This window comes from Paenibacillus sp. Lou8.1 (assembly GCF_024213565.1).
GTDB lineage: Bacteria > Bacillota > Bacilli > Paenibacillales > Paenibacillaceae > Paenibacillus > Paenibacillus polymyxa_B.
Genome location: NZ_JANAVN010000015.1, coordinates 74,858 through 100,329, shown reverse-complemented (window position 1 = coordinate 100,329; position 25,472 = coordinate 74,858). Strand labels below are relative to the sequence as shown.

At 43.9% G+C, this 25,472-nt stretch carries 25 protein-coding genes and 1 tRNA gene; 17 read left to right on the top strand and 9 right to left on the bottom strand.

The window, feature by feature from the left end; genetic code table 11:
- Positions 1-88: 88 nt before the first annotated feature.
- The 3 genes from NLX78_RS20555 (at position 89) to NLX78_RS20545 (ending at position 2,084) form a co-directional block, all read left to right on the top strand.
- Complete coding sequence (locus NLX78_RS20555; RefSeq protein WP_254351397.1) at positions 89-457, top strand: barstar family protein; 369 nt, start codon at positions 89-91, stop codon at positions 455-457.
- A gap of 332 nt (positions 458-789) precedes the next feature.
- Complete coding sequence (locus NLX78_RS20550; RefSeq protein WP_254327682.1) at positions 790-1,164, top strand: hypothetical protein; 375 nt, start codon at positions 790-792, stop codon at positions 1,162-1,164.
- A 197-nt stretch (positions 1,165-1,361) separates the two neighbouring features.
- Complete coding sequence (locus NLX78_RS20545; RefSeq protein ID WP_254351396.1) at positions 1,362-2,084, top strand: hypothetical protein; 723 nt, start codon at positions 1,362-1,364, stop codon at positions 2,082-2,084.
- Between the two features lie 644 nt (positions 2,085-2,728).
- Here the strand turns inward: NLX78_RS20545 and NLX78_RS20540 are convergent.
- Positions 2,729-2,941, bottom strand: a complete 213-nt coding sequence (locus NLX78_RS20540) for a helix-turn-helix domain-containing protein (RefSeq protein ID WP_016820594.1) — start codon at positions 2,939-2,941, stop codon at positions 2,729-2,731.
- 284 nt (positions 2,942-3,225) lie between these two features.
- Between NLX78_RS20540 and NLX78_RS20535 the strand changes: the two genes are divergently transcribed.
- The gene (locus NLX78_RS20535; RefSeq protein ID WP_254351395.1) at positions 3,226-3,630 is read left to right on the top strand and encodes a hypothetical protein; all 405 of its coding nucleotides are present in this window, start codon (positions 3,226-3,228) and stop codon (positions 3,628-3,630) included.
- 42 nt (positions 3,631-3,672) lie between these two features.
- Here NLX78_RS20535 and NLX78_RS20530 read toward each other — a convergent pair whose 3' ends face one another.
- Entirely contained in the window at positions 3,673-3,978 is a 306-nt protein-coding gene (locus NLX78_RS20530; protein WP_076158061.1) for a hypothetical protein, read from the bottom strand.
- A gap of 165 nt (positions 3,979-4,143) precedes the next feature.
- On the opposite strand from NLX78_RS20530, the gene NLX78_RS20525 reads away from it, so the two are divergent.
- Positions 4,144-4,217 (top strand) — tRNA-Pro (locus tag NLX78_RS20525).
- A gap of 247 nt (positions 4,218-4,464) precedes the next feature.
- Here the strand turns inward: NLX78_RS20525 and NLX78_RS20520 are convergent.
- Positions 4,465-5,736: an MFS transporter gene (locus NLX78_RS20520; RefSeq protein WP_254351394.1), complete on the bottom strand. Its 1,272-nt coding sequence runs from the start codon at positions 5,734-5,736 to the stop codon at positions 4,465-4,467.
- Positions 5,737-6,259: 523 nt separating this feature from the next.
- Here NLX78_RS20520 and NLX78_RS20515 point away from each other — a divergent pair.
- The 3 genes from NLX78_RS20515 (at position 6,260) to NLX78_RS20505 (ending at position 11,125) form a co-directional block, all read left to right on the top strand.
- Positions 6,260-9,151 carry a 2-oxoglutarate dehydrogenase E1 component gene (locus tag NLX78_RS20515; protein ID WP_254351393.1) on the top strand — a complete coding sequence of 964 codons (2,892 nt, stop codon included), beginning with the start codon at positions 6,260-6,262 and terminating at the stop codon, positions 9,149-9,151.
- 5 nt (positions 9,152-9,156) lie between these two features.
- Entirely contained in the window at positions 9,157-10,455 is a 1,299-nt protein-coding gene (gene odhB / locus NLX78_RS20510; RefSeq protein ID WP_254351392.1) for a 2-oxoglutarate dehydrogenase complex dihydrolipoyllysine-residue succinyltransferase, read from the top strand.
- Positions 10,456-10,594: 139 nt separating this feature from the next.
- Positions 10,595-11,125 carry a YfiT family bacillithiol transferase gene (locus NLX78_RS20505; RefSeq protein ID WP_302057454.1) on the top strand — a complete coding sequence of 177 codons (531 nt, stop codon included), beginning with the start codon at positions 10,595-10,597 and terminating at the stop codon, positions 11,123-11,125.
- 96 nt (positions 11,126-11,221) lie between these two features.
- On the opposite strand, the gene NLX78_RS20500 is transcribed toward NLX78_RS20505, so the two are convergent.
- The 4 genes from NLX78_RS20500 to mnmL all read right to left on the bottom strand — a co-directional run bounded on the left by NLX78_RS20500 (position 11,222) and on the right by mnmL (position 14,934).
- Positions 11,222-12,229, bottom strand: coding sequence for an alpha/beta fold hydrolase (locus tag NLX78_RS20500; protein ID WP_235307870.1), 1,008 nt, complete (start codon positions 12,227-12,229; stop codon positions 11,222-11,224).
- 25 nt (positions 12,230-12,254) lie between these two features.
- The gene (locus tag NLX78_RS20495; RefSeq protein WP_254351390.1) at positions 12,255-13,229 is read right to left on the bottom strand and encodes a type I phosphomannose isomerase catalytic subunit; all 975 of its coding nucleotides are present in this window, start codon (positions 13,227-13,229) and stop codon (positions 12,255-12,257) included.
- A gap of 169 nt (positions 13,230-13,398) precedes the next feature.
- Positions 13,399-13,980, bottom strand: coding sequence for a tRNA 5-(aminomethyl)-2-thiouridylate-methyltransferase MnmM (mnmM, locus tag NLX78_RS20490; protein ID WP_250267863.1), 582 nt, complete (start codon positions 13,978-13,980; stop codon positions 13,399-13,401).
- A complete protein-coding gene (gene mnmL / locus NLX78_RS20485; protein WP_250267864.1) occupies positions 13,981-14,934 on the bottom strand; it encodes a tRNA modification radical SAM protein MnmL/YtqA in 954 nt (317 codons plus the stop codon).
- A gap of 306 nt (positions 14,935-15,240) precedes the next feature.
- Between mnmL and NLX78_RS20480 the strand changes: the two genes are divergently transcribed.
- Positions 15,241-15,438: a hypothetical protein gene (locus NLX78_RS20480; protein ID WP_013309373.1), complete on the top strand. Its 198-nt coding sequence runs from the start codon at positions 15,241-15,243 to the stop codon at positions 15,436-15,438.
- A gap of 104 nt (positions 15,439-15,542) precedes the next feature.
- Positions 15,543-16,256, top strand: a complete 714-nt coding sequence (gene trmB / locus NLX78_RS20475) for a tRNA (guanosine(46)-N7)-methyltransferase TrmB (RefSeq protein ID WP_250267865.1) — start codon at positions 15,543-15,545, stop codon at positions 16,254-16,256.
- Positions 16,257-16,297: 41 nt separating this feature from the next.
- On the opposite strand, the gene NLX78_RS20470 is transcribed toward trmB, so the two are convergent.
- Both NLX78_RS20470 and NLX78_RS20465 read right to left on the bottom strand, forming a co-directional pair.
- Positions 16,298-17,431 (bottom strand): MGDG synthase family glycosyltransferase, encoded by a 1,134-nt coding sequence (locus tag NLX78_RS20470; protein ID WP_414126425.1) that lies wholly within the window; start codon positions 17,429-17,431, stop codon positions 16,298-16,300.
- Positions 17,432-17,482: 51 nt separating this feature from the next.
- Positions 17,483-18,010, bottom strand: coding sequence for a phosphatase PAP2 family protein (locus NLX78_RS20465; RefSeq protein ID WP_061829122.1), 528 nt, complete (start codon positions 18,008-18,010; stop codon positions 17,483-17,485).
- 612 nt (positions 18,011-18,622) lie between these two features.
- On the opposite strand from NLX78_RS20465, the gene NLX78_RS20460 reads away from it, so the two are divergent.
- From NLX78_RS20460 to NLX78_RS20430, 7 genes are all read left to right on the top strand, one after another.
- Positions 18,623-19,861, top strand: a complete 1,239-nt coding sequence (locus NLX78_RS20460; protein ID WP_069291469.1) for a glycosyltransferase family 2 protein — start codon at positions 18,623-18,625, stop codon at positions 19,859-19,861.
- A 311-nt stretch (positions 19,862-20,172) separates the two neighbouring features.
- Entirely contained in the window at positions 20,173-20,670 is a 498-nt protein-coding gene (gene infC / locus NLX78_RS20455) for a translation initiation factor IF-3 (protein WP_013309378.1), read from the top strand.
- A gap of 20 nt (positions 20,671-20,690) precedes the next feature.
- Positions 20,691-20,891, top strand: a complete 201-nt coding sequence (gene rpmI / locus NLX78_RS20450) for a 50S ribosomal protein L35 (RefSeq protein ID WP_013309379.1) — start codon at positions 20,691-20,693, stop codon at positions 20,889-20,891.
- A gap of 52 nt (positions 20,892-20,943) precedes the next feature.
- Positions 20,944-21,303 carry a 50S ribosomal protein L20 gene (gene rplT / locus NLX78_RS20445; RefSeq protein ID WP_007429517.1) on the top strand — a complete coding sequence of 120 codons (360 nt, stop codon included), beginning with the start codon at positions 20,944-20,946 and terminating at the stop codon, positions 21,301-21,303.
- Positions 21,304-21,681: 378 nt separating this feature from the next.
- Entirely contained in the window at positions 21,682-22,719 is a 1,038-nt protein-coding gene (locus tag NLX78_RS20440; RefSeq protein WP_061829124.1) for a BMP family lipoprotein, read from the top strand.
- Between the two features lie 141 nt (positions 22,720-22,860).
- On the top strand, positions 22,861-24,399 hold the full coding sequence (locus tag NLX78_RS20435; RefSeq protein WP_023987756.1) for an ABC transporter ATP-binding protein: 1,539 nt from the start codon (positions 22,861-22,863) through the stop codon (positions 24,397-24,399).
- Positions 24,392-25,471: an ABC transporter permease gene (locus NLX78_RS20430; RefSeq protein ID WP_069291470.1), complete on the top strand. Its 1,080-nt coding sequence runs from the start codon at positions 24,392-24,394 to the stop codon at positions 25,469-25,471. Before NLX78_RS20435 ends, NLX78_RS20430 begins: the two co-directional genes overlap by 8 nt.
- The last annotated feature ends 1 nt before the right edge of the window (position 25,472 follow it).

The window sequence follows — 25,472 nt, the reverse complement described above, 5'->3', positions numbered from 1 at the left end:
GATTATGGGAGTTTTTAAAGGGTGCTCAGTCGCTTGATAATAATATATGGCAAGGCTTTTCTAAAGAAGAACGTCTGGGTGGCTAAACGTGACTAGAATACATTCTGCATCTAATCATTTTACCAGACAGGATAAACGAGGAGAAGTCTACACCTTAGACGGCGAATACATATCTGATTTTAAAACATTTTTTATAGCACTTGGTGAAGCGATGAATGGGCCTGGAGGGTACTATGGATTTAGCTTGGATAGTATATCGGACTGTCTCTGTGGAGGTTTTGGGACAGTAGGACCGTTCACGATCCATTGGAAAAACGCACATTATTTTTTGGAAAGATTTAAGGAAGAATGGGATCAAGAAGAGAGATGTTATGGATTTTTACCACAGCAATATTTTATGGATCTTCTCACGATCTTAGTATCAGGTGATGTTACCGTGAATTTTTCTTCGCATTAAGATGGCAAAGCAAGAAGGGAATTTTGAATGGAATATAAATTAATGCAACCACCTTTTGACATGAAATAATACTCTGAAATGAGTAAAAACGAAGGGAAAGAACATTTAGAAGCAGATGAACTTGTGGCAAATTCCTTAAAAGAAATTTTAATCCGGGAAATGGAACGAGAAATCTAATAAGAGATATTAATTACTTAAGGGGGAAAAAGGAGCAAGAGTGTTTTTTAGAATGAATAATGGCCAAATGAACATTTTGGCTAAGGCTAATATGGCTAACGAACAAACAGTTATTGATATCATATATAATGTTTATGGTAAATGAGGAGGCCCAAATGAGAGTGAAAAAAATTGTATATCCAACTTCACTATCTCAGATAGCAGATATTGAGGATGATAATATAGATGTATTTATTGAACTTGAAGATGGGACTAATATTTCTGTTGCTGTATGTACCCCAAAAAATCTAATTAGTTATATGACCAAAGAGAATATTAATTTTATTCCTGCATCGCCACCAGATATTATTGTGAAGTCATTAACAGAAGAAACTATTGAACAAGCTATTGAAAATTACGCTCAGGAGGATGCTTTCTGGCTAAAGTTGTTTTTTGTAGCTGGCGTTGATAAAACAGTCATAGATTTAGACAGAATTGATTTGTGCCTTAAAGAAATGAAAAGAATAAATCAGGAACTCTTGAACGATTAAAAATTAATTGTATAGTTAATTTGACCATATGGAGTATAAAACTCTATGAGGTTTCTTTTTAGCTCCTCATTCTGAAAATATATAAATTAGGAGACAACATGCTCTAAGATGATCATTTGCTCGTTAAATTGAGAGTAGGATGATTTTTTCCTGTTCCACGGATGCATGTTCCAATTATCTTGTAAGGAGAATATTTTGTGAAAATATCAAATATTATCAGAAAAACCATAGGGAACAAATTAGCTGCTTTGAACTTTACTTATGAGCATTTAAACAATACTTGGTTTTTTACAAGAGTAGTCAATGGATTTAAGGAAACAATCCAAATCGATAAAAGTTATTGGACAGAGAATGCAATACGCATTACTTTTATGACTGAGTCCGAATCAGTGTATAGCTTTTATTTCATTGATGGATCAAAGATGGAGAAATTTCATTATTATGAGGATGAAGAGTCATTACGAGATATATTTATCACCCTAGAAAAGATTATTGATCAGTGTGCTCTAAAATGGTTTGAAGAGAATGTGCCTAAAGATAATCTTCCTCCTGCTAACTTTTTAGATAAAGGATGGTTTGAGAAGCTACAGAAATTTGTCGAGGTAAATAATCTGAACTTTAAAGATGAAAATTCATTAAAAACCATCGAAGCTTTGCTAAGTTCAGAACCGACGGAGGAAAACGTTCTGTTATCAAGCTATTTCTTGGGAGAATTTTTTATCCATACGTTAGATGGTGAGTGGTACTACGATCAGAATTATGGTCCTTCTATTAAAAATATAGGTGGAATTAGTAATTTTAATAGAGAGCCATACCAAATCTCTAATAGTTTTGCTTCTAATCCTCAAAACAACTCAATTATTAATCACTATCAAGCCATTGCTGGAACTGTAAAGAATCTTCAAGGTAATAGGAAATAATCAAATTAAATTGAGAGCAAAAACATGTTCCGATTTTTTATTCGGTCTAAGATGATTCTTTAATAGTGAGTTTGCACTCCAACCACATGGATTAATTCTGTGTGGTTTTTCTTTTCTAAGGGTTTAAAAGGAGTTAAAGGAGGAAAATATATAAGTGAACTATAAATTATGCAACCACCTTTTGTCATGAAAGAATACTCTGAAATGAGTAGGAGAGACTGTAAAAAGTAATCACAGTGGGTTGGATTGGGGAGTTATTTTTGAACCAAAGTCTTATATTAGCGTTAATCGCCCAGTTATTATTGGATTCAGGAACAAAGAAATGGATGTGATCAGGATTGTATCGAATAAAATGTACGTAATTTTAAAAGGAAAACGTAACCCTAATGCATTATTTGATATTTATCATACGTGTGAAGAGTTTATTTGAAATCGCTGATAGGAAGGGATTATGATCTTCAAGCCTAATTTGAATGGGAAGATCGTTAAAAATTTGAATATTATATAAAGAACAGAGAGCCGTTAAGCGTGTTAACGGCTCTCTTCGTCGTCTTCCGGCAAATATTCGATCAGTTCACCAGGGAGTCGCCAAGGGTTCTAAACCTAATTGAAACAGTTTCTCATAACAACAGAAGTTCATTTTACTAATTTGTATCATCCTCTACATACTCGATAACATCTTGAACATGGCAGTCTAGAGCTTTACAAATTTTATCTAGCGTATCAAATTTCACACCGTCTGTTTCTTCGTTGTAAAGTTTGGTGATTCCGTTTCTATGTAATCCAGTCATGCGGGAAAGCTCGGCAATATTTATTCGTTTTTCGCCCATAATACGGGAAAGATGAATCTTTATCATATTTTCCTCCAGCTAAATGCATTCTATAGTGTTAAAAAGAAACATCAAAGTATTGACAATAAACACTGTTCGATGTATTCTGGAAACAACAAAAATAACACTGTAATGTGCATTTGGTTTATTGAAATGTTATTTGTGAACGTCGTAGTAATATGCTTATCGTACCAAAACGTTTTACAATTAGCAATTAATTATCGTTCAACCACCTAGTTTGAAAAACTACCTGTAGAAGAAAGTATATTGGCAAATAAGAAACTTTGAACAAAGGAATGGAGCGAGGATGTATGACAGAATCGGTAATGGAATTGGAACGGGTATCCATGGTTCAGGGGCCGTATGATTACCCTCATATGTATGAGATATGCGAAGGGGTTCTTTATGACCATCAATATTTCTTTTACCTCGAAAATGGCATACTGTGTTTGCGCCATGTGAAGAAGGTGGAGCAATCATATCATACGCATCTTTATCTGGATGGAGAGAGCGGAGGCTTGCAACTGGCAGAGGGCGTACAAGGGGAAGTTATGCAAGTTGTTACGGAGATCATCGAGCGCTTACGCGCTAAGGATGGACTGACATTTTTATTCGATGAACTGCTGTGGCTACATGGGAGGGGCCCCATTGAATTAAACCTTTTCAATAAGAAGGATGGAGTGACCCCGAGTGGCAGACAACTTGCTACGAAATAAATGATTCTTATGCTCTATATCATGGAACTTGTAGAAAAAAAATTATGATTTCAGTGAATGTACCAGTTGTTGACTGATAAAAATGAGCGGATACCGAATCAATATGGTCAATTCCACTACAACAGCATCACCAGAGGGAGTAAATCCAAAATCACCTCCCAATAATATGTTTTGCTGCTGCTTTGATGAAGGAAATTCCGGTTCATCCAAGCCATATTGTTCTTTGATTCTCTCTTTTGTTTCATGATCTATGACAAGGTTATCCTGTGCAAAGGTATAGAAGATAGGAACACTTAACTGTATTAAAAGAAGTAATGCAACGGGTATAAGCACTTTTTTGCTTTGCATGGTTAGCTCCTATGATCTCTGTTTTTGACCTCTTAACTTTTGTATCTACCATAATGAAAACAACTTAAAAATGCAACGGAAGGATGAGAAAATAATCCCTTTACAGGATTTTATGACCAGAATATAATGGTAAATAACAGCATCGATCTACATACACTTGGTTATCGGGGTATAGCGCAGCTAGGTAGCGCGCACCCTTGGGGTGGGTGAGGTCGTGGGTTCGAATCCCGCTACTCCGATTTCAATCAAAATGTCCTGTTGATGCAGCTAATGCGTCTGCCGGGCGTTTTTTTTGAATATTACATACCCTATCGGTCTATGTATCTACTGGGTTGTGACGAGCTAGTCGTATGCAACGAATGTGTGTACTTGTGGAGCATTTGAGAGGAGATATGATGAAGCCACCTCTGCACTGGATTTGGAGGCAGAAGTGGCAACTCAACAATCGCTGGCGGAATGGTCTGCTGTTTGACTTTTTTAATTTGCCTATAAAGATTCCTGAAGGGTCTTGGAAGAAGTGCTGTAATCAGCATAACGGGGAAGCACAATAGTGTAATATATTCCTACAATAACGGTACAGACCCCAACTAATAAAAACAAGAACTCAATTGAAATAAATGAAGGAAAGCTTATAGCAATGAAACCTAATGTAAGAGACTGGGACAGCATCATTAACGGATTAATCAAGCCTTGCACACGTCCCATCATTTGAGGATCTACAATACGAGGAAGCCATCCTCCTATGCCAATGTTAATGAACGGAAGTATCAGTGCAATGACAAAATTGATAATCAGAAAGGCGTAGATGTGGTTAACAAATCCAAGTATGCACATACCTATTCCGGCTACCAGAACTCCCGCTGCAATCATTTGGTGTAGCTTTAGCTTGGCGGAGATGAGAGAAGCGATTAGGGTACCAAGCAACACACCAGCTCCAAAAATAATACCTGTCCATACCATATACTGCTCATAGTTGCCCGGAGCTAGCTTATATTTAAGAATAAACATCGGTAAAACGCTAAATCCACCATTTAAAATACCGAACATAAAAAAGCCTGAAACCAACCAAAGCAGTAGTCTGTTGCGTAATATGTAAAGAAACCCTTGTTTAAAATCGATCATGACAAGTTTGAATTTTAATTGTTTGAAATGATGTGCCCCGTTCGGAAGGCGTACTTCCTTTGGAATTTTGCAGGAACGAATAAGCAGTGCAGACACAATAAAAGAAATAGCATCAATTAGGATGGCTCCAGTAATTCCAAAGTGCCAGTAAACGACGGCCCCCAGAGTTCCTCCAAATAACATGAAAAGACTCCCCATCATTTGATTGAGGCCTGCGGCAATAGTGTAATCATCTTCGCTTAATATTCCCTGTATAATGGCACTTTCGGCTGGGAAGAAGAATTTGGAGGCAGCACTACGGATAAAGAGAAGGGCAAATATCAAAGGAATCGAATCGACCCAAATAAAAATAAGCAAACATAAGGATAAAAAAGCGCTGATCCAGTCACAATTAACAGCAATTTTTTGTCTGTCCATCCGATCTGCCAGCACTCCAACCACGAGAAACACTACCAGCATCGGGAGCGAATACATTAACTCGGCAAGCGTTGCATAGTATGGCTGGTTTGTAAACCGTTTCAACAAATAAAACATGAATGCAGTAACCCCGATAATTCCTCCCATTTGTGAGGCGAAGGTTGCCAGAAAAAACCTGACATAATTCTTGTTTCTGAGTACTTGTTTTAATCCAGTCACAGTTCCATCCCTTTCGCTTTCAAAGCGGTTTTTAGATGCCTAATTAAAATAATAGTGAAAAGTAGGAATATTGTACAGAAAAGTGACTTTAATGTCACTTTAAGTTTGAATTTGCATCGTATCGGACCCTCTACCTTTTAAATTCTGCTGTTAACGATAATCATAGTGAGGTGGACTGGGAAGTTGTTTTCAAAATGGTTTGGCGTAGTATGAGGAGCAATATAAACTTAAATAACCAGCCGACGGTTGATATCCAACGGCTGGTTATTTAAGTTGCCAGGTGTTTGATTACAGATTAGCCCGATTCATCTCATTTACGCATGGATATGTTGAGAAAAAGGAAATGCTCCTAGCTAGAAAACTTTATACAATGGAAGAGAAATAAGAATTGTGAAATTCGACTTTTGATGAAGGATTTCATATAATGTGAGCATATTGTGAACAACTTAAATTGAAGACTTAATAAAAAATGAAAATGATTTCCGTCCAGCTATGAATTTCAAAATTTGACGGAGGGAACGAGATGACAATGGAAGAGAGCAGCAGACAGGTACCTTGGCAGGCGTATTATGGACCTAATCTAGGTTATGTGCAGGACCAGTATGAAAAGTATGTAGCGGACCCCGGAACGGTTGATCCGGCTTACCGCGAGCTGTTTGATCAATGGGGTGAGCCGCCACAATCCGAATATTCGGCTGCTTCCATGATAGACAACAAATTGCAAGGCCCCCCCACAAGTGCTTTGGGGCACCTTGATTCAAACACATTACAGAAAGCGGTTACAGCGGGGAAAATGGTGTGGAATATCCGTGAGTACGGACATTTAGCCGCCCAGATTGATCCGCTGGGACTGGATGCAGAGCAGGATACACGCTTGCTTAATCCAGCATCTTACGGTTTAACTGAACAAGACTTAAAGGCTTTTCCAGCCTCTTTAATATGGGATAACGCTCCTGCGGGAACACTTAACGGATGGGAAGCCATTCAACGGTTACGTGTAGCATACACAGGTCCGATTGCCTATGAATTTAGTCATATTCACAACGAGGAGGAACGCCGCTGGCTGAACAGCTATGCAGAATCTGGCTGGTCCTCCAAGCCACTTACAACACAGGAACGCAAGTCGTTGCTAGGCAGATTGGTAGAAGTAGAACAGTTCGAAGAGTTTTTGCATAAAACATTCGTCGGACAGAAACGTTTTTCCATCGAGGGTAATGATGTGCTTGTCCCTGTTCTCGACGAGATTATTCGTCTAACCACAAATGCAGGAGCAAGTCATGTCCTGATGGGTATGGCGCATCGCGGCCGTTTGAATGTACTGGCTCATGTGCTGGGCAAGCCTTACAGTAAAATTTTCTCTGAATTTCATCATTCGCCGAATAAGGATTTGATCCCGTCGGAAGGTTCCACAGGAATTAACTACGGCTGGACTGGCGATGTGAAATATCATCTGGGTGCTGATCGTTTTGTAAAAGATGGGGGAGCAGTGCAAGCCCGTCTAACATTGGCGAATAACCCGAGTCACCTGGAATATGTAAATCCGGTAGTACAAGGATTTTCACGAGCTGCACAGGAAGACCGCAGTGAGGCTGGTTATCCGAAGCTGGATGTGAGCAAGGCAGCTACAATTATTATGCATGGTGATGCGGCTTTCCCAGGTGAAGGTATCGTGGCAGAATCACTTAATTTCACAAATTTGCGTGGTTTCCGTAATGGCGGCACGGTCCATATTATTGTGAATAATCGTTTGGGTTTTACGACAGAGAGTGTCGATTCACGTTCGACCCGTTATGCCAGTGATTTGGCTAAAGGTTATGAAATTCCAATTGTACATGTGAACGCGGATAATCCTGAAGCCTGCATTGCAGCGGCACGTATGGCTGGTGAATATCGCAATCGTTTCAAGAAGGATTATTTGATTGATCTGATTGGTTACCGTCGTTATGGTCACAATGAATCCGATGACCCGGAAACAACACAACCGCTGGTATACCGTAAGGTGAAGAATCATCCGACGGTGAGCAAATTATATGCTCAAAAGCTGATGAAGCAGGGTATAGTGGATGAAGCGTTTAGTGCCGGCCTCATTGAAAAGGTCCAAAACAGACTGAAGGAAGCGCATGAGCATGTGAAGAATCAACCGGAACAAGAGCCGGAAATGACTCCTGTGAAGGCGAAAAAGAATCAGAATTCTATGGTACGTACTGCAGTGGAATTGAAAAAGCTGCGCCAAATCAATGAAAACTTACTCAAATGGCCACAGGCTTTTCATGTATATCCGAAGCTGGATCGAATTTTACAGCGTAGAAAAACCGCTCTGAACGAAGGGGAAAAGGTAGATTGGAGCTTGGCGGAGACGCTGGCTTTGGCCACCATTCTCGCAGACGGCAAGCCTATTCGTATGACAGGTCAGGATGCGGAGCGAGCTACATTTGCTCACCGTAACCTTGTGCTGCATGAGCCTGAAACAGGCCGTACACATTGCCCGTTGCATACATTGCCGGAAGCACGTGCTTCATTCAGTATTCATAACAGTCCATTGTCTGAGGCATCTGTCCTCGGCTTTGAATATGGCTATAACGTGTATTCTCCTGAAACGTTAGTGATTTGGGAAGCACAATTCGGCGATTTTGCCAACTGTGCACAGGTTATTTTTGACCAATTCATCTCCGCAGGCCGTGCCAAATGGAGACAGAAATCGAGTCTGGTGATGCTGTTACCGCATGGTAGCGAAGGACAAGGACCAGAGCATACAAGCGCACGTCTGGAGCGTTTTCTCCAGTTGTCCGCACAAAATAACTGGACTGTCGCTAATTTGAGCAGTGCCTCACAGTATTTCCATCTACTGCGCCGTCAGGCTGCATTAAGCGAAAGTGAGGAAGCTCGCCCGCTTGTGATGATGTCGCCGAAGAGCCTGATTCGTAATAATCGTGTCGCTTCGCCTGCTTCTGAATTCAGCGAAGGAGCGTTCCGTCCTGTGTTGGAACAGCCTGGTCTGGGTGCACGTCCGGATCGTGTAGAGCGCATTGTACTGTGCAGTGGCAAGATTGCCATCGATCTCGAAGAAGCATTGGAAAAGGATAAGAATGAGGCAGAAGAGCGTCTGCATATTATTCGTGTGGAGCAGCTATACCCTTTCCCGGAAGAGGAAATTCGGAATATTTTCGGCCGCTTCCCGCATGTTAAGGAATTTGTATGGGCTCAGGAAGAACCTAAAAATATGGGGGCCTGGAGTTACATTGAACCTCGTCTGCGGAATGTAGTGCCACAGGGAGCGGAAATTCGTTACGCAGGCAGACCAGATCGTTCAAGCCCGGCCAGCGGTTATCAGCAAGTACACAGCCTAGAACAACAGCGAATTATTCAATCGGCGTTGAAGCAGGATTCCAAAAACAATATTACACTTGGGAGGTAGCGGCTGTGAGCGATATTATAGTGCCAGCAATGGGAGAATCCATCACGGAAGGAACAATCTCCAAATGGCTTGTGAAGGAAGGGGATTCCGTAGGACAGGGAGATGTTCTACTGGAGTTGGAAACCGATAAGGTCAATCTGGAAATTAGTGCGGAAGAAGCAGGTGTGGTCCAGAAAATCCTTCGTCAGGAGGGTGATACTGTAGTCATCGGTGAAGCTGTTGGCTTGATCGGAAGCGGCAGTGGTGGTGCGGAATCAACCGGTGCTGGAGAAGTTGCAGCGACTCAAGCGCCTGAAGCACCGTCCGTAGCGACTTCACCGTCTTCCGTAGGAGGCGGCGTTAAAGCAGAAGAAAAGTCTGCACCGCCTATTTCATCGAATGGCGACGGGAATGGCCAGACGGCATCACCATCCGCCCGGAAGTTGGCGCGTGAGCGCGGGATTGATCTTGAGCAGGTACAGGGAAAGGACCCGCTCGGACGTGTTTTCCAGGAGGACGTAAAAACGCATAACAGCTCTGAAGTGTCACGTGCAGCATCTGTACCTGCGTCTCCCGCTACTAGCAAGCCTGCGCCTCCGTCTCCAGCACAAACGGAGTACAGCAAGCCTGTGGAACGCCAGCGGATGTCTCGGCGCAGAGCGACGATCGCTAAGCGTCTTGTTGAAGCACAGCAAACAGCTGCCATGCTCACCACTTTTAATGAAGTGGATATGACCGCCATTCTCGATGTGCGTAAACGCCGTAAAGATAAGTTTAAGGAAAAACATGATGTAGGTTTGGGCTTTATGTCCTTCTTTACAAAGGCAGTGGTTGGCGCACTCAAGCGCTTCCCTACCGTGAATGCAGAAATTAACGGCGATGATATCGTACTGAAAAAATACTATGATATCGGGATCGCTGTATCTGCCAAGGAAGGTTTGGTCGTGCCAGTTGTGCGGGATGCCGACCGTCTTGGCTTTGCTGAGATCGAGAAAAGTATTGCAGATTTGGCTGGCAAAGCACGCTCCAATTCGCTTTCTCTGGCCGACTTGCAAGGAGGAACGTTTACTATAACCAATGGAGGTATTTTCGGTTCCCTGCTGTCTACGCCAATTCTCAATACGCCGCAAGTGGGTATTTTGGGCATGCATAAGATCCAACTTCGCCCGATTGCCATCGACGAGGAACGCATGGAAAATCGTCCGATGATGTATATCGCGTTGTCCTACGATCACCGGATTATTGATGGTAGCGAGGCGGTTCGTTTCCTGGTAACGGTCAAAGAATTGCTGGAAGATCCGGAATCATTGTTACTCGAAGGATAAAATAAATCGGGCAAGTGTATCTTCTCTTTACGTGTATGACAAAAGCAGACTCTTGCGAGTCTGCTTTTTTTCCTGCATAGTTATAACATAAAGCAACTGACATTACAGGCAGTAAATGCAGAGAAGGGCGGGAACTGTTTTGGACAAAGACTTGCGCTATCCGATAGGATCATTCGTTGTTCCAGATACCATTACAGAAGAACAGCTTATCGCATGGATTCACGACATTGCTGAATTGCCTGCACAGCTGCGTCAGGCGGTCGAAGGACTGAATGAGCAGCAGCTCAATACGCCTTATCGCGAAGGGGGCTGGACGATTCGGCAGGTAGTTCATCATATGGCAGACAGCCATATGAATAGCTATATCCGTTTTAAGCTGGCACTGACGGAGGATACGCCGACGATTAAGCCATATGATGAGGGGCGTTGGGCCGAAATACCAGACGCCAGGGAGCTTCCACTGGAACCTTCGTTGCAATTGCTGGAAGGACTGCATGAACGGTGGGTGACCGTATTACGATCGTTGGGAGAGGATCAGCTACACCGAACATTTATTCATCCTGAATCGGGCCAGACGATCCGCCTGGAACGAAACATCGGCATCTATGCCTGGCATGGCAAGCATCACACAGCTCATATTACTTCCCTGAGAGAACGGAATGCATGGTGATTTTTAAAACTATATCCAAATGAATATAAGGCAATAAAAAAGAAACCTTCAATCCCACTTTAATCGTGGTTTTTAAAGGTTTCTTTTCTTATTTCCTCACAAGGTTGACGACTTGGGCGAGGTTGAATGTCCAGGTGCCTCGGAGTCTCCAGACAATGCGGAAACAGAGGTTACCCCTGTGTTAACATGACGGTCGAGCCAGTCCACGATGTCACTCATCACCTCGTCGCGGTTTGTTTCATGAAGCATCTCATGGCGACCGTCAGGATAGAGGCGATATTCGATGTCCTGAAGCTCTAGGCTTCGATACATTTCCACTAGTGACAACACACCTTTACCGAACAAACCCACTGGATCACGATCCCCGGCAAAAATATAAACTGGCAGTTTGGGATTGATGTGTTTCAGCGAGGAAGGCCAGTGGATTTCTTGTAATAGCCTGAAAAAATCCAGAAAAAAGCCTGTCGTGCATATAGCTCCACATAATGGGTCGTGCACGAATTGATCTACTTCCTCAGGATCACGGGACAGCCAGTCGAACGCCGTACGCACCGGACGAAAGGCACGATTAAAGCCGCCAAAGACCATAGCGTTGAGCAGCATGCTGCGATGATCCATTCCTTGCAACTTGGCTTGCAGTAGAGCAACTTGCTCTCCGAGTTTTAGGAGACCACGTCGTCCGTTGGTTCCCGATAAAATAAACCCGTGATACGTTTGCCGATCATCATACATAATTTTCTGGGTTAAAAAGGACCCCATGCTGTGACCCAGCAAAAAACGAGACTGATCAGGGAATTCCTTAGCTGCAATTTCGCCTAGCTCCAGCATGCCGTTTGCCATTCGATTAAACGCATTAGCTCCCGGCATACCCAGCTTATCAGGATCACCAGCCGTGCGCCCGTGACCGATATGATCGTTGGCATAAACGCCATAACCGCAAGCAGTAAGTTTTTCGGCCAGTCGGATGTAGCGATAGGACGTCTCACACATACCATGCGAAATTTGGACAATCCCCTTAATGGGCAAATTCTGATCAGGCAGCCAGCGGTAGGCAAAAAGCTCTGTTCCGTCATTTTCAGCGATGGTGAAGGTGTATTCCCGCATAATTAGACATCACATCCTTTAAGCTTTAAGGAAGATAAGATCTAAGTACGGTCATTCCGTCATTCAGCGTGTAACCACTCAGGTTAGCGGGCAACAGGAAGCAATCTCCAGCTTTACAGGAAAGAGACTCGGTATTATTGTTCCATGTTATGGTCCCACTGCCTTCACAAATCACGAGAATGGTGAAGCTGTCTTCCGTTGTAGAAAGTGCCCAACTTCCATCTACGATACCCTTTTCCACAACAAAATACTCACATGCTGCCAACTGGAGCCATTTACCAGGCTGTAAGCCGTCCGTTTTCATCGTTGTTGCGCCTGCACCTTCGTAGGAGGTTACATTGAGGGAATCCTCGATATGCAACTCACGAGGCTTGCCGTCCAGTCCGGGGCGATTGTAGTCATATAAGCGATAGGTAGTATCCGAATTTTGCTGGATTTCAGCAACGACAACGCCTGCACACAGTGCATGTACGGTTCCGGCGGGGATGAAGAACGTATCGCCTGCTTCGACTGGAACCTGGCGCAAACTGCCAAGGATATCCCCACTTTCAAGAGCTGAGCGCAGACTCTCGCGGGTTACACCTTCGGTCAGACCATAAATAATCTTGGCATCTGGCTTGGCATCAAGCACGTACCACATTTCAGTTTTTCCTAATTCTCCGGCTGGAAGTCCTGCGTAATCATCTGTCGGATGCACCTGAACGGATAAGTCATCATTACAATCCAGTAGTTTGATCAAAAGTGGGAATCGTCCGCCTTTTTCCGATACACCCTTGGCCCCGAGCCAATCCTGCCCGTAGGTCTCGCGGATTTCATCCAGTCCTTTGCCTGCCAGCTCACCATTGATAACCGTTGTTGTTCCGTTTGGATGATCGGCAATCATCCATCCTTCCCCGATATGTCCTTCTGGTGGGGTTAGACCAAATTGCTCTAAGGCCCGTCCTCCCCAAACTCTCTCTTTGAACTCAGGTTGAAATTGCAGCGGGTATGGCTTTAGCATAATTTCTCTCCTCCATATTGAGTAATGAGTGCGACTTAACAGAATAGGGAAATCAATAACGTGCCGCTGTGGCAATAAACTGGGATGAATAGTGCCCAAACGAGCTTGAAAAATAATATATGTAAGGCGGCTTAAAAAGCCGCTCATAACCTGAGTTTAAAATCCGACATTATTTCTTCTCAACCGCCACTACGAAAGGCGAAGCGGCTCGTTGTAATTGTCGATAAATAATGCTTTGACCACTGGAGACCGGGAGAGCAGAAGCCCATTGAAGAACGGCATCTGCTTCTTCACTGCCTCCGGCGTGTCCTGGATATAACACGGCAGTCAGAATGCCGCGTGGTCGCAGCAATTGTAAGGCAGCATCAAGTGCGACGAGCGTGCTGTCTGTATGGGTGATGACCGTAGGATCGGCGCCTTCGGAAGGCAAGTAGCCGAGGTTAAACATGACCGCAGCGACTTTGCCATGCAGCATGTCCGGAACGGCCTCCCGCATTTGCTCATGACCTTGTAGCAGTAGCGATACTTCTGCTAATGAAGGAGAAGCGTTTTCTTCCAGTCGACGACGGGCGCAATGCAGTGCTTCTTGTTGGATGTCGAAGCCATAGACACGGCCCCGTTTACCAGCAGCTTTTGCCAGAAACAACGTATCTGCTCCTGTGCCGACGGTGGCGTCTATAGCAGTATCGCCTGGCTGCACCCGCGCAGCCACCAATTGATGAGCGTAGCCCAGGACGGATAGGAAGCCCATTTAAGGTTGCCTCCAGTATTTTCCCTGCCACGTTTCACGTGACTTCAGTTCATGATCAATGGCATTAAGCACTTCCCATTTTTTAAGCGACCAAATGGGTCCCATTAGCAAATCGCGTGGGGCATCTCCGGTTAACCGATGAACGATCATTTCGGGAGGTAAAAACTCCAGCGTATCAACTATCAGCTTAACGTATTCGTCCTTTTCCAGAAAGCGTAGCAATCCCGCTTCATACTGCTTGACCATGGGCGTTTTGCGCATGAGATGCAGCAGGTGGATTTTGATGCCCTGCACATCCATAGCGGCTACCGCCCGTCCCGTATCGAGCATCATTTCATGCGTCTCTTGGGGCAGACCATAAATAATGTGGGCGCACACGCGGATATTCCGCTTGCGCAGCTTTTCCACCGCATCCAGATAGCATTGAGTATCATGAGCGCGGTTAATCAGCTCTGAGGTCGATTCATGGACAGTTTGCAGACCCATTTCGACCCATAGGTACGTGCGTTCGTTTAGCTCGGCAAGGTAATCCACTACATCGTCAGGCAGGCAATCAGGACGTGTAGCGATGGACAGACCGACAACACCGGGCTGCTCCAGAATAACCTCGAAGTATTCTCGCAGTTCCTCAACCGGGGCATACGTATTAGTATAGGCTTGAAAATAGCCAATATATTTGGCGTTTGGCCATTTTAGATGCTGCCGATCCCGAATCGTATTGAACTGGGTGACCAGATCATCACGACGACGCCCGGCAAAATCACCCGATCCGCGTGCGCTACAAAAGGTGCAACCCCCTTTAGCGATGGAGCCATCGCGATTCGGACAGGTAAAACCGGCATCCAGCATGACTTTGAACACTTTATTTTGAAATTGCTCACGCATTTCGTAATTCCAAGTATGGAACCGTTTATCTCCCCACAGGAGAGGAGCAGGCAATAAATCTGTTTTCATGGGTGTACTCCTTTTTTTACGATCACCCTATTGTAACAAAAATCAGTCTTCATTGGGAATCATTTGACCGAACTAGTCAATAAAATGTGCGTATTTTATGGCGTTGCGGATTGAAAAAGGTTACACAATGTGTTATATTGTAAGCGGTACCAGACATACAATAAAAGGACTGTTTTCGATCCTGAAGATAAAAGTTATCCGTTGCTAATGATTATTCTTCAGGGAGGCAGCTATGCTGTTTCTATCGCCTGTTTTAGGGTAAGTGCACGTCGGTTCCATCACAAATAACCCGTGAGGTGATCTTTTATGAATGCGCAGGATAAGACGCGTATGGATAAAGTTACTGTTGAGTTAACCTTTGATGAGGCGTTGGCATTGACTGGTGTCCGTTTTGGGCAGGATCGTCAGATTGGAACGACCGCACGTCAAAAAATCAGAGCGGCTTGCCAAAAGACAATTGATTTTTCACCTGCTGATGGGGTAGACTATGAACAATTAAATTAGTTGGACCCCAATCCAAATATATTGAAAAAGGAATTTCATTTCCGTATCTTCAAGCGGGGGTGAAATTCCTTTTTCCTTGATAACAGAGTATATGGAGGAGTAACATGCGTTTACGCGGAAGAAAAGGAATTCGGGAAAGTCTGGAAGAACAGCAGGACCTAGTCATCTTGGAGCCAGCACAGTATAAGGGGAAATGGCAGCAGCTTTTTGGTAATGATCGTCCCATTCATGTAGAGTTCGGTATGGGTAAAGGGCAATTTATAAGCCAAATGAGCTTCCGGAATCCGGAGGTTAACTATATTGGCTTTGATATGTATGATGAGCTGGTTCGCCGTGCAACAGAAAAGTCTCGTCTGGCCTGGAGTAATTCAGAGGTTGATACGCCGCCTAATATCAAATTGGCACTGGCAAACATCGAACAGATCGAAAATGTTTTTGAACCAGGAGAGATTGAACGCATTTATCTGAATTTTAGTGATCCCTGGCCTAAAGCCAAACATGCACGTCGTCGTTTGACGCATCCGCGTTTTTTGGACAAGTACCGTCAGCTTTTGAACAGCAAAGGACAAATTCATTTTAAGACCGATTCGGAGACACTGTTTGAGTTTTCTCTGAATTCGTTTGCCGATAGCGGTTTGCAGATGACGAATATTTCGTTAAACCTTCATCGTGAGGGGATTAACGAGGAGCATGTCATGACGGAATATGAACAAAAGTTTATGGGCAAAGGTATGAATATTCATCGAGTCGAGGTGCTGATCGGCAAAGATGCTTTGAAAGAGTACGAAAAAACACGCCTTGAAAAGTACGGGAAATAAAAACAGATCAAATGGATAAAATAAGACAGGGTGCTTCCTTATTAGGAAAGCACCCTGTTCGGTTCCAGTATATCCAAAATACTCTGTGCGCTCTGAAGAGGATAATATCGCGCTACATTATGGACGTGCTCCTGCCGCTTACGGACGATTTCTGGAAAATCGTGTAGCAGTCGGTTCATCCATTTAACGACAACATCCAGCGAAGTAATCGGTTCTCCGAAGCCTTGAGCCGTAAAGTATTGACAATTTTCCTCCTCCTGTCCAGGGAGAGGTTTGTGAAACAGCATCGGAATCCCTTTGGCCAATCCCTCGGTGCATGTCATTCCGCCGGGTTTGGTGATGAGCAGATTCGATACCTCCATTAATTTGTCGATTTCCCGTGTAAATCCGAAGATATGAATATTTGGATGATTAAACCTGGGATCCAACTGCATTTTACGACGAATTTTATCATTATGCCCCAAACAAAAAATAAATTGAATGTTATCTCTCCACTGAGTAAGCGAACGATGTATGACTTCGTCATTCATAAGGCCCCAGCCGCCACCCATAACGAGTACGGTCGGGATGGGTTTAAGTCCAAATTGTTCTCTAATTTCATCGTGCCCAGGATGTTCCCAAAAATTTGGATGAACGGGAATACCGGTCACCTGGATTTTCGAGACGGATACTCCGCGTGCGCGCAGCTTACGCATGACTTCAGGCGTAGATACAAAGTACCGGTCAACCTCGGGACTAATCCATGTTCCATGTGCATCGTAGTCTGTAATGACAGTACAAAGCGGAACATGTAAGCCTAAGCGCTTCAAACGTGAAATTACCGCGCTTGGGATGGGATGAGTACATACCACCAAATCGGGACGAAGCTGCCGGAGAATGTTTCGGGTCTGCGTGTAGAACAGACGGTGCAAAGCGAGCGTTGTAAGACGGTTTAATGATTTTTTGTACTGATGACGGTAAACCAATCCGACTAGACGAGGCTGCGATACAACAGTCTTCTTGTATGCTGTAATAATAAGCGGGGCCATTCTTGGATTCAAAAAACTCCCCAGCTCCAGCACTCTGGTCTGCACATTCGGAGAAAGCTTTCGCAAACTGCTTGAGAGCGCGTAGGCAGCTTGAGTATGTCCGGCACCGAAACCTTCCGATAATAATAACACTCGTTTTTTAGCCACTCTCATTTCACCTGTTCCTGCTGGGATGTTCTCAATCATACCATATCGGCTTTAAGGCCAGAATGCAACCGTTCCTATTGCTGCAGACGTTCCGATGACCGCTCCTGCGAGTACATCCGTTGGGTAGTGAAGACCCAGATAAATTCGAGAAAAACCAACAATTGTCGCTACAGGCAACAGCAGCAATGTTAGCATCGGTGACTGTAGCATAAAAGGCACGGTAGCTGAAAAAATAGCGGTCGTGTGCCCTGAGGGAAAAGAATGGTCCGACAAGGGGTTGCGGAATGTATTTGTACCTGGTAGCGCCAAATACGGGCGAATCCGCGGGTACAGCTTTTTAACGATAGCTACGGGGATGTGACTGACCCCGAGAGCGATGGCTCCCTTCATACCGGTATCTTTCCACGGATTCGGAGCGAGCCACCAAATAAGGAGTGTGGAGGCTATAGTAAAGGTAGCCCCGCCTAAATGTGTGAGATAATAAAGCCAGAAATTCAAAAAACGGTTGTGTAAGCGTCCGTTGATCCATTTGAACAACTGCTGCTCCAGATTTACAAGTTTTACGACTAGACGTTGCATTTGGTTTCCTCCGGTTGCCGGTTCAGGTCAGTCGGCAAATATTTTGAGTCATTTTGACATAATCAGACCATAAGTAATTATTCTCTTGCTCTCATCATATTTTTAAACGCTGTTCATTTCAAGAATCACTAAAGATTCAAACTTACTTGGTTCAATTCTACACAAAAATGTTAATGGAATATAAGCCAAATTGTATAACTTTCTTTGCGTTCATCCGTCTAATAAGATAGAGTGTTTAGAAGTGGTTGCTAATTGGCCCACAAAAAGGAGGGACCAAAGAAATAAAAAGTTAGCAAATGGATGAAAATAAGACCTAAGCGTCATCAATGAGAAGACCAGCGCCGTATTCCCGGTTCAAACGGGAGTTTGTTGTGTTTTTTTGCTGCTGAGACCGGTTTAAGGGCTTTGACAAAAGATTGAAAACCAACGAAAATCGTAATGGCATTCCTGTGTCAGCCAAAAGGGGGCTGCGCACAGCCAATGAAGAAAGCAAGGGTCGGGTCAAAAACTACAGAAAAGGCGCGCGCAAAGCGCCGCAACTTGCGCTACACAGATAGAAAACAAACAAACGCAAGATTTTAAGGGGTATAAAAAAGGGGGTAACAAGAGATCATGTTAGACGCTATTTTCGTGACGCTCCAGGTCATACTGGCGGTGATCGCAGTCTATCAGTTTGCATTCTCCTTGTTCGGATTGGTTCGCAAGAAAAGGAAAGAGCACGCGGCTCCAGAAAAATCATTTGCCATTTTAGTCGCTGCCCACAATGAAGAACAGGTTGTCGGAGCATTGATGGAAAATTTGAAGCAACTTGATTATCCGAAGGAACTTTACGATGTGTTCGTAATCTGTGATAACTGTACAGATAAGACTGCGGACATCGTTCGCGCTCACGGCATGAATGCTTGTGAACGTACGAATCCGAATCTGCGTGGTAAAGGCTACGCTATTGAGTGGATGCTCAAGGAATTATGGGCTATGCCGCGCCAATATGATGCCATTGTCATGTTTGATGCTGACAATTTGGCGCATACCAATTTCTTGAGTGAAATGAACAATGATCTGTGCACAGGTGCCCGTGTTATTCAGGGGTACATTGATACTAAGAATCCTGAGGATTCTTGGATTACAGCGGCATACGGGGTATCTTATTGGTACATCAACCGTTTGTGGCAGCTGTCACGTCACAATCTGAACATGGCTAATTTCCTCGGTGGTACAGGCATGTGCTTTGAAACAAATCTGCTTAAGGAAATGGGCTGGGGTGCAACAAGTCTCGTAGAGGATTTGGAATTCACCATGCGCTGCACACAACGCAACGTATATCCAAGATTTAATTACGATGCCAAGGTATATGATGAAAAGCCGTTGACATTCAAAGCTTCGTCCAGACAGCGTCTGCGCTGGATGCAAGGTCATTTCACGGTTGCTCGACGTTATTTCTTCCCGTTGCTGTGGCAAAGTATCAAGCATAGAAGCCTGATTAAATTCGATATGGCTCTTTATGGTCTAAACGTGTATATCGTACTGCTCACCTTCTTGATGACAGTAGCTATGTGGATAGATATAGCGTTATTTGGTGGACCTAATATCGAAAATATTTATGTACAATTCCCGGCTTGGACTGGTGTTATAGCTGTGGGTCTGAATATTACTACCTTTGTGATCGCGATGATTTTGGAAAAGGTCACGTTCAAAAAAGTATATCTGTACCTGCTGCTATTCCCGGTATATCTGGTCTCGTGGTATCCGATTACGTTCTATGCGTTCTTCACACAGAACAACAAGCAATGGAGCCATACCCAGCATACGCGTGTCGTTCGCCTGGAAGAGGTTCAGAGCAAACAAGGTTAATTGGACGGTGAAATAGGACTGAAGATCGGTGTCATTCATTTTTTCATTAAAGTGTTGACACCTCGATTGCACCGTGATAAGATATTCGAGTATGTTAATTGAAAAGTATGGATTAACAAGTAGAAGGTCCGACTTCTCACCTGCCCGGTATTGCCGGCTGGTCATGATCCAATGATTTGTGAATTGAACTTTCATGATGAATTGAGTATCAGACAGGGATGTCGGCTGTATAGTCGTCATCCCTTTTTTGTGCTTAAACACAATACAACAATAACAGGTTCTGGAGGTGGAGGGTTATTAGTAAGGAACATATGATCAATGATGAGATTCGGGTGAGAGAAGTACGTCTAGTTGGTGCGAATGGGGAACAAATCGGGATTACACCGACGCGTGAAGCTTTGCAAATGGCGATTGACGCAAACTTGGATCTCGTAAACGTGGCGCCTCAAGCGAAGCCGCCCGTGTGTCGGATTATGGATTACGGTAAATTCCGCTATGAGCAACAGAAGAAAGAAAAGGAAGCCCGTAAAAACCAGAAGATCGTTGACATCAAAGAGGTATGGTTCCGTTCCAACATCGAGGAACATGACTACCAAACCAAGTTTCGCAATGTGGTAAAGTTCCTGAATGAAGGGGACAAGGTGAAATGCTCCGTTCGTTTCCGCGGTCGTGAAATTACCCATGCTAATGTGGGTCAAAAAATTCTCGAACGTGTGAAATTGGAAGTTGCTGATCTTTGTACCGTGGAGCGCCAACCCAAGCTCGAAGGACGCAGCATGATTATGATATTGGCTCCAAAGAGTCAATGACAAATTAAGGAGGAAGTTCAATGCCTAAAATGAAAACACATAGCAGCCTTAAAGGCCGCTTCAAAATTACCGGTACTGGTAAAGTAATGCGTTACAAAGCTTACAAAAACCATTTGCTTTCCCACAAATCCAAACGTGCAAAACGCGTTCTGGGTACTAACCCTGAGATGGCACCTGGGGACGTTAAGCGTCTGAAACAAGGTCTTGCTAACCTGAAATAGCACTAGCACTGCAATGAATGAAGTATAAACATTATTTGGGAGGTCTATTGATATGGCAAGAGTAAAGGGCGGATTCGTCGTTCGTCGTCGTCATAAAAAAGTATTGAAGCTTGCTAAAGGTTATTTTGGTTCCAAACACCGCATTTTTAAAACAGCTAACGAGCAGGTAATGAAATCGCTTGTTTACGCATACCGTGACCGTCGTCAGACGAAACGTAACTTCCGCAGACTGTGGATCGTGCGTATCAATGCAGCAGCTCGTTTGAACGGTTTGTCTTACAGCAAATTGATGCACGGCCTGAAATTGGCTGGTGTGGACATTAACCGCAAAATCTTGGCTGATCTTGCAGTCAATGATATTAATGCATTCAACTCTTTGGCAACTGTTGCTAAAGGCAAAATCAACGCTTAATTATTAATAATGAAGGCGTGGAAACCGCGAAAGCGGTAAAAAGGTATCCCAAGCAGTACGCTGTGTAGGGATGCCTTTTTTTGTACATACTCAATGTTACGGAAAAGACTTCGTTTTCTCCAAAATACGAATAAATATGACGTGAGATGGAAGAATGTATGTTTTTTTTAACTTTGTAACGCTTACATTGATGAGATTTTAAAAAAAATTGACCCAAGGTTATTAATTGTCTAGATTTTAGCCGATCATAATTGTATAATCTCTAAAGTAAGTCTTCTGTACGATCTGTCTCGTCAGTAAATGACATGCATGAGCATGTACATGTTCAAAGAAAAGAGACAGTCCAGGGATCTAACACTAAGGGGGAACAGTATCAGCATGAAGAAAATGTTCAGTATGTCTTTGGTTATGCTGCTGGCGATCTCGGTCATTCTCGCAGGCTGCGGTAACAAAAATCAAGGTGCGTCCAACGCAAATGGTGGAGACACAGGTGGTTCTGCCAAAACATCGAATGTCCAAATCGGCATGGTTACAGATGTGGGTGGAGTAAACGACAAATCGTTTAACCAATCTGCTTGGGAGGCACTACAAGCCACTGAGAAAGAATCGGGCGTTAAAGTTAAATACCTGCAAAGTAAGTCCGATCAAGATTATATTCCTAACCTGAACCAATTTGTTAAGGGTGATTTTAACCTGACTTGGGGAATCGGTTTTAATCTGGCGAATGCGATTGGACAAGTAGCGAAAGACAACCCAAGCAAGAATTTGGCGATCATTGACAGTGTCGTGGATGCGCCTAACGTAAAATCGGTTGTTTTTGCTGAAAATGAAGGTTCCTTCTTGGTGGGGGTTGTAGCTGGTAAGCTTACCAAAACAAACAAAATTGGTTTTGTGGGTGGACAAGACAGCCCATTGATCAAACGTTTTGAAAAAGGATTCGAAGCAGGAATTAAAGCTGTAAATCCAAATGCAAAATTGGAAGTTAACTACACAGGTGCATTTGATAAGCCGGACCTGGGTAAAGCAGCAGCAGCGACGATCTATAACAGCGGTGCGGATATTATTTTCCATGCAGCTGGCGGATCTGGTACAGGTGTATTTAATGAAGCACTCGCACGTAAGCAACAAGGCCAGCAAGTATGGGTTATTGGCGTAGATAAAGACCAATCGCTTGAGTTTGGTGACGACGTAACATTGACTTCGATGGTAAAACGTGTAGATGAAGCTGTAAAACGCGTATCTAAAGAAGTAATTGATGGTAAATTTAAGGGTGGTGTCGAGACACTGGCTCTGAAGGATAATGGTATTGGTTTGGCAGACACATCAACGAAAAACGTACCTAAAGACGTGCTTGATCTTGTAGAACAATACAAGCAAAAAATTATTAAGGGCGAAATTACAGTCCCTTCGAAATAAGTTTTGACTTGAAGAACATAGAAGTAGCGACAAGGCTGGTTCATAAGACTAGCCTTGTTCTTACGTCTGGAGTTATATGGATTATAACGGGCAAAATCAGCTCATTGGAGCACATACTATAAAGTGTATAAGGGTGATCTCATGGATGCAGCGACCCCCGTCGTTGAGTTAAAGCAAATTACAAAACGATTCCCCGGCATCGTTGCCAACGACTCCATCAGCATCAAGCTGCATAAGGGAGAAATTCATGCCCTTTTGGGTGAGAATGGCGCGGGTAAATCTACGCTTATGAATATTCTTTTCGGACTGTATCAGCCGGATGAAGGGACAATTGAAATCGGAGGTAAACCCGTACAGATTGATAGTCCAAATAAGGCGATTGATCTGGGGATTGGCATGGTGCATCAGCATTTTAAACTCGTACAGCCGTTTACCGTTACCGAAAATATTGTCCTGGGCTCGGAGCCACGTAAGGGTCTGAAAATCAATTATAAAAAGGCTGCCGCAGAAGTACAGCGGTTGTCTGAGCAGTACGGTCTTCAGGTAAATCCGAATGCCAAAATTGAGGATATATCTGTTGGTATGCAGCAACGTGTAGAAATTATCAAAACGCTCTATCGCGGTGCAGATATTCTGATTTTCGATGAGCCTACAGCTGTGCTGACACCGCAGGAGATCACTGAGTTGCTGGACATTATGAAGCGCTTGGTCGCTGAAGGCAAATCCATTATTCTTATTACTCATAAACTTAAAGAAATCATGCAAATTGCAGATACCGTTACGATCATTCGTCGAGGTCAGGTTATTGATACGGTCAAGACGTCTGAAACAACACCAAATGAGCTGGCTGAGAAAATGGTGGGCCGTCGCGTGTCCTTTAAAGTGGACAAGCAGCTTGCGCAACCAGGACAAACGGTACTGGAAATGAACAATGTAATTTCTAAAAACAAGGATGGCATTAATGTTCTAAATGAGTTGAACCTGCAGGTCAAGGCGGGCGAGATTTTGGGGATTGCCGGAGTAGATGGAAATGGACAGAGTGAGCTGATTGAAGCTTTGACAGGCTTACGCAAGGTGGATGGCGGAAGCATTCGTTTGCTCGGACAAGAGGTGGCCAATCAGCCACCGCGCAAAATTTCAGAGGCAGGCGTTTCCCATATACCAGAAGACCGTCATAAGCATGGGCTGGTGCTCGATTTTTCTATGAGTGAAAATATGGTACTGGAGACGTATTACCAGGCGCCTTACAGTAAAAATGGCTTCTTGAACAAAGATGCTATAGAGAAACAGGCCAAAAGTCTTATCGAAAAGTTTGATGTAAGAACACCGGATATTCACACGAAGGCAAGAGCATTATCTGGTGGGAACCAGCAGAAGGCTATCATTGCGCGTGAAATTGATAAAAATCCAGACCTTCTCATTGCAGCACAGCCTACACGCGGTCTGGATGTCGGAGCTATTGAATTTGTCCAGAAACAACTGATTGCCCAGCGGGACCAAGGTAAAGCTGTGTTGCTCATATCTTTTGAACTGGATGAGATTATGAATGTATCCGACCGAATTGCTGTCATCTATGAGGGCAAGATTGTCGGGGAAGTGCTGCCAGAAGAAACGAATGACCAGGAACTGGGACTGATGATGGCAGGAAGTGCAGTGAAGAAAGGAGTAGAGAATGGCTAATCTATTGAAAATATTCACAAAAGACTCCTTTGTACTGGCGCTGGTCTCTATTATTTTGGGTCTCCTTCTGGGTGCTATTGTGATGCTGATTGGCGGGTATGACCCTATTGTGGCCTATTCTGCTTTGTTTAGCCGTGTTTACGGAGATTCTTATAACTTTGGAGAGGCTATCCGTGAGATGACTCCGCTGGTTTTAACGGGGTTGGCATTTGCTTTTGCGGCCCGCGCCGGATTGTTTAATATTGGCGGCGAAGGTCAGTTTCTGGTAGGTATGACAGCTGCTTCGATTGTGGGCATTAAACTCCATGGGTTGCCAGCTATCATTCATGCACCGTTGGCTGTGATTGCAGGTGCAGTTTTCGGAGGTCTGTGGGCTGCGATTGCTGGCTATTTGAAGGCCAAACGAGGCGTGAATGAAGTTATTACATGTATTATGATGAACTGGATCGGTCTGTATTTGGCTAATTTGGTGATCAATCAGTTCGCACTTATGGAAGGTGAAAATCGTTCTGTGGATATTCAGCCTTCTGCTTCAATTTCCATCGAATGGCTGTCCCAGATGATGGGGAATGCTCGGGTACATTGGGGTACAGTTATTGCAGTGCTGGCGGCAGTCTTTTTCTACATTTTCATGTGGAAAACAAAGCAAGGCTATGAGCTTCGGGCTGTCGGATTTAATCAGGATGCATCCCGCTATGCAGGTATGAATGTAAATCGTAATATCATAAAAGCGATGTTTATTAGTGGAGTTTTTGCCGGATTGGCAGGCGCCTTTGAAGTACTGGGAGTATTCCATTATCAATCTGTCATGGCAGGATCACCGGGAACCGGCTTTGACGGTATCGCTGTAGCTCTGATTGGGATGAATAACCCATTCGGTGTGCTGCTCGGTTCTGTTTTGTTCGGAACGCTTACGTATGGTTCTGCGGGGATGAGCTTTAGCGCAGATGTACCGCCCGAAATTATCCGGGTTGTCATTGGCTCGATTATTTTCTTCATTGCGGCCCAAGGTATTGTACGTTGGGTTGTGAAGCCGCTCTACTCCAAGCGGAAGAAAGAGAAGGTGTTGTAAA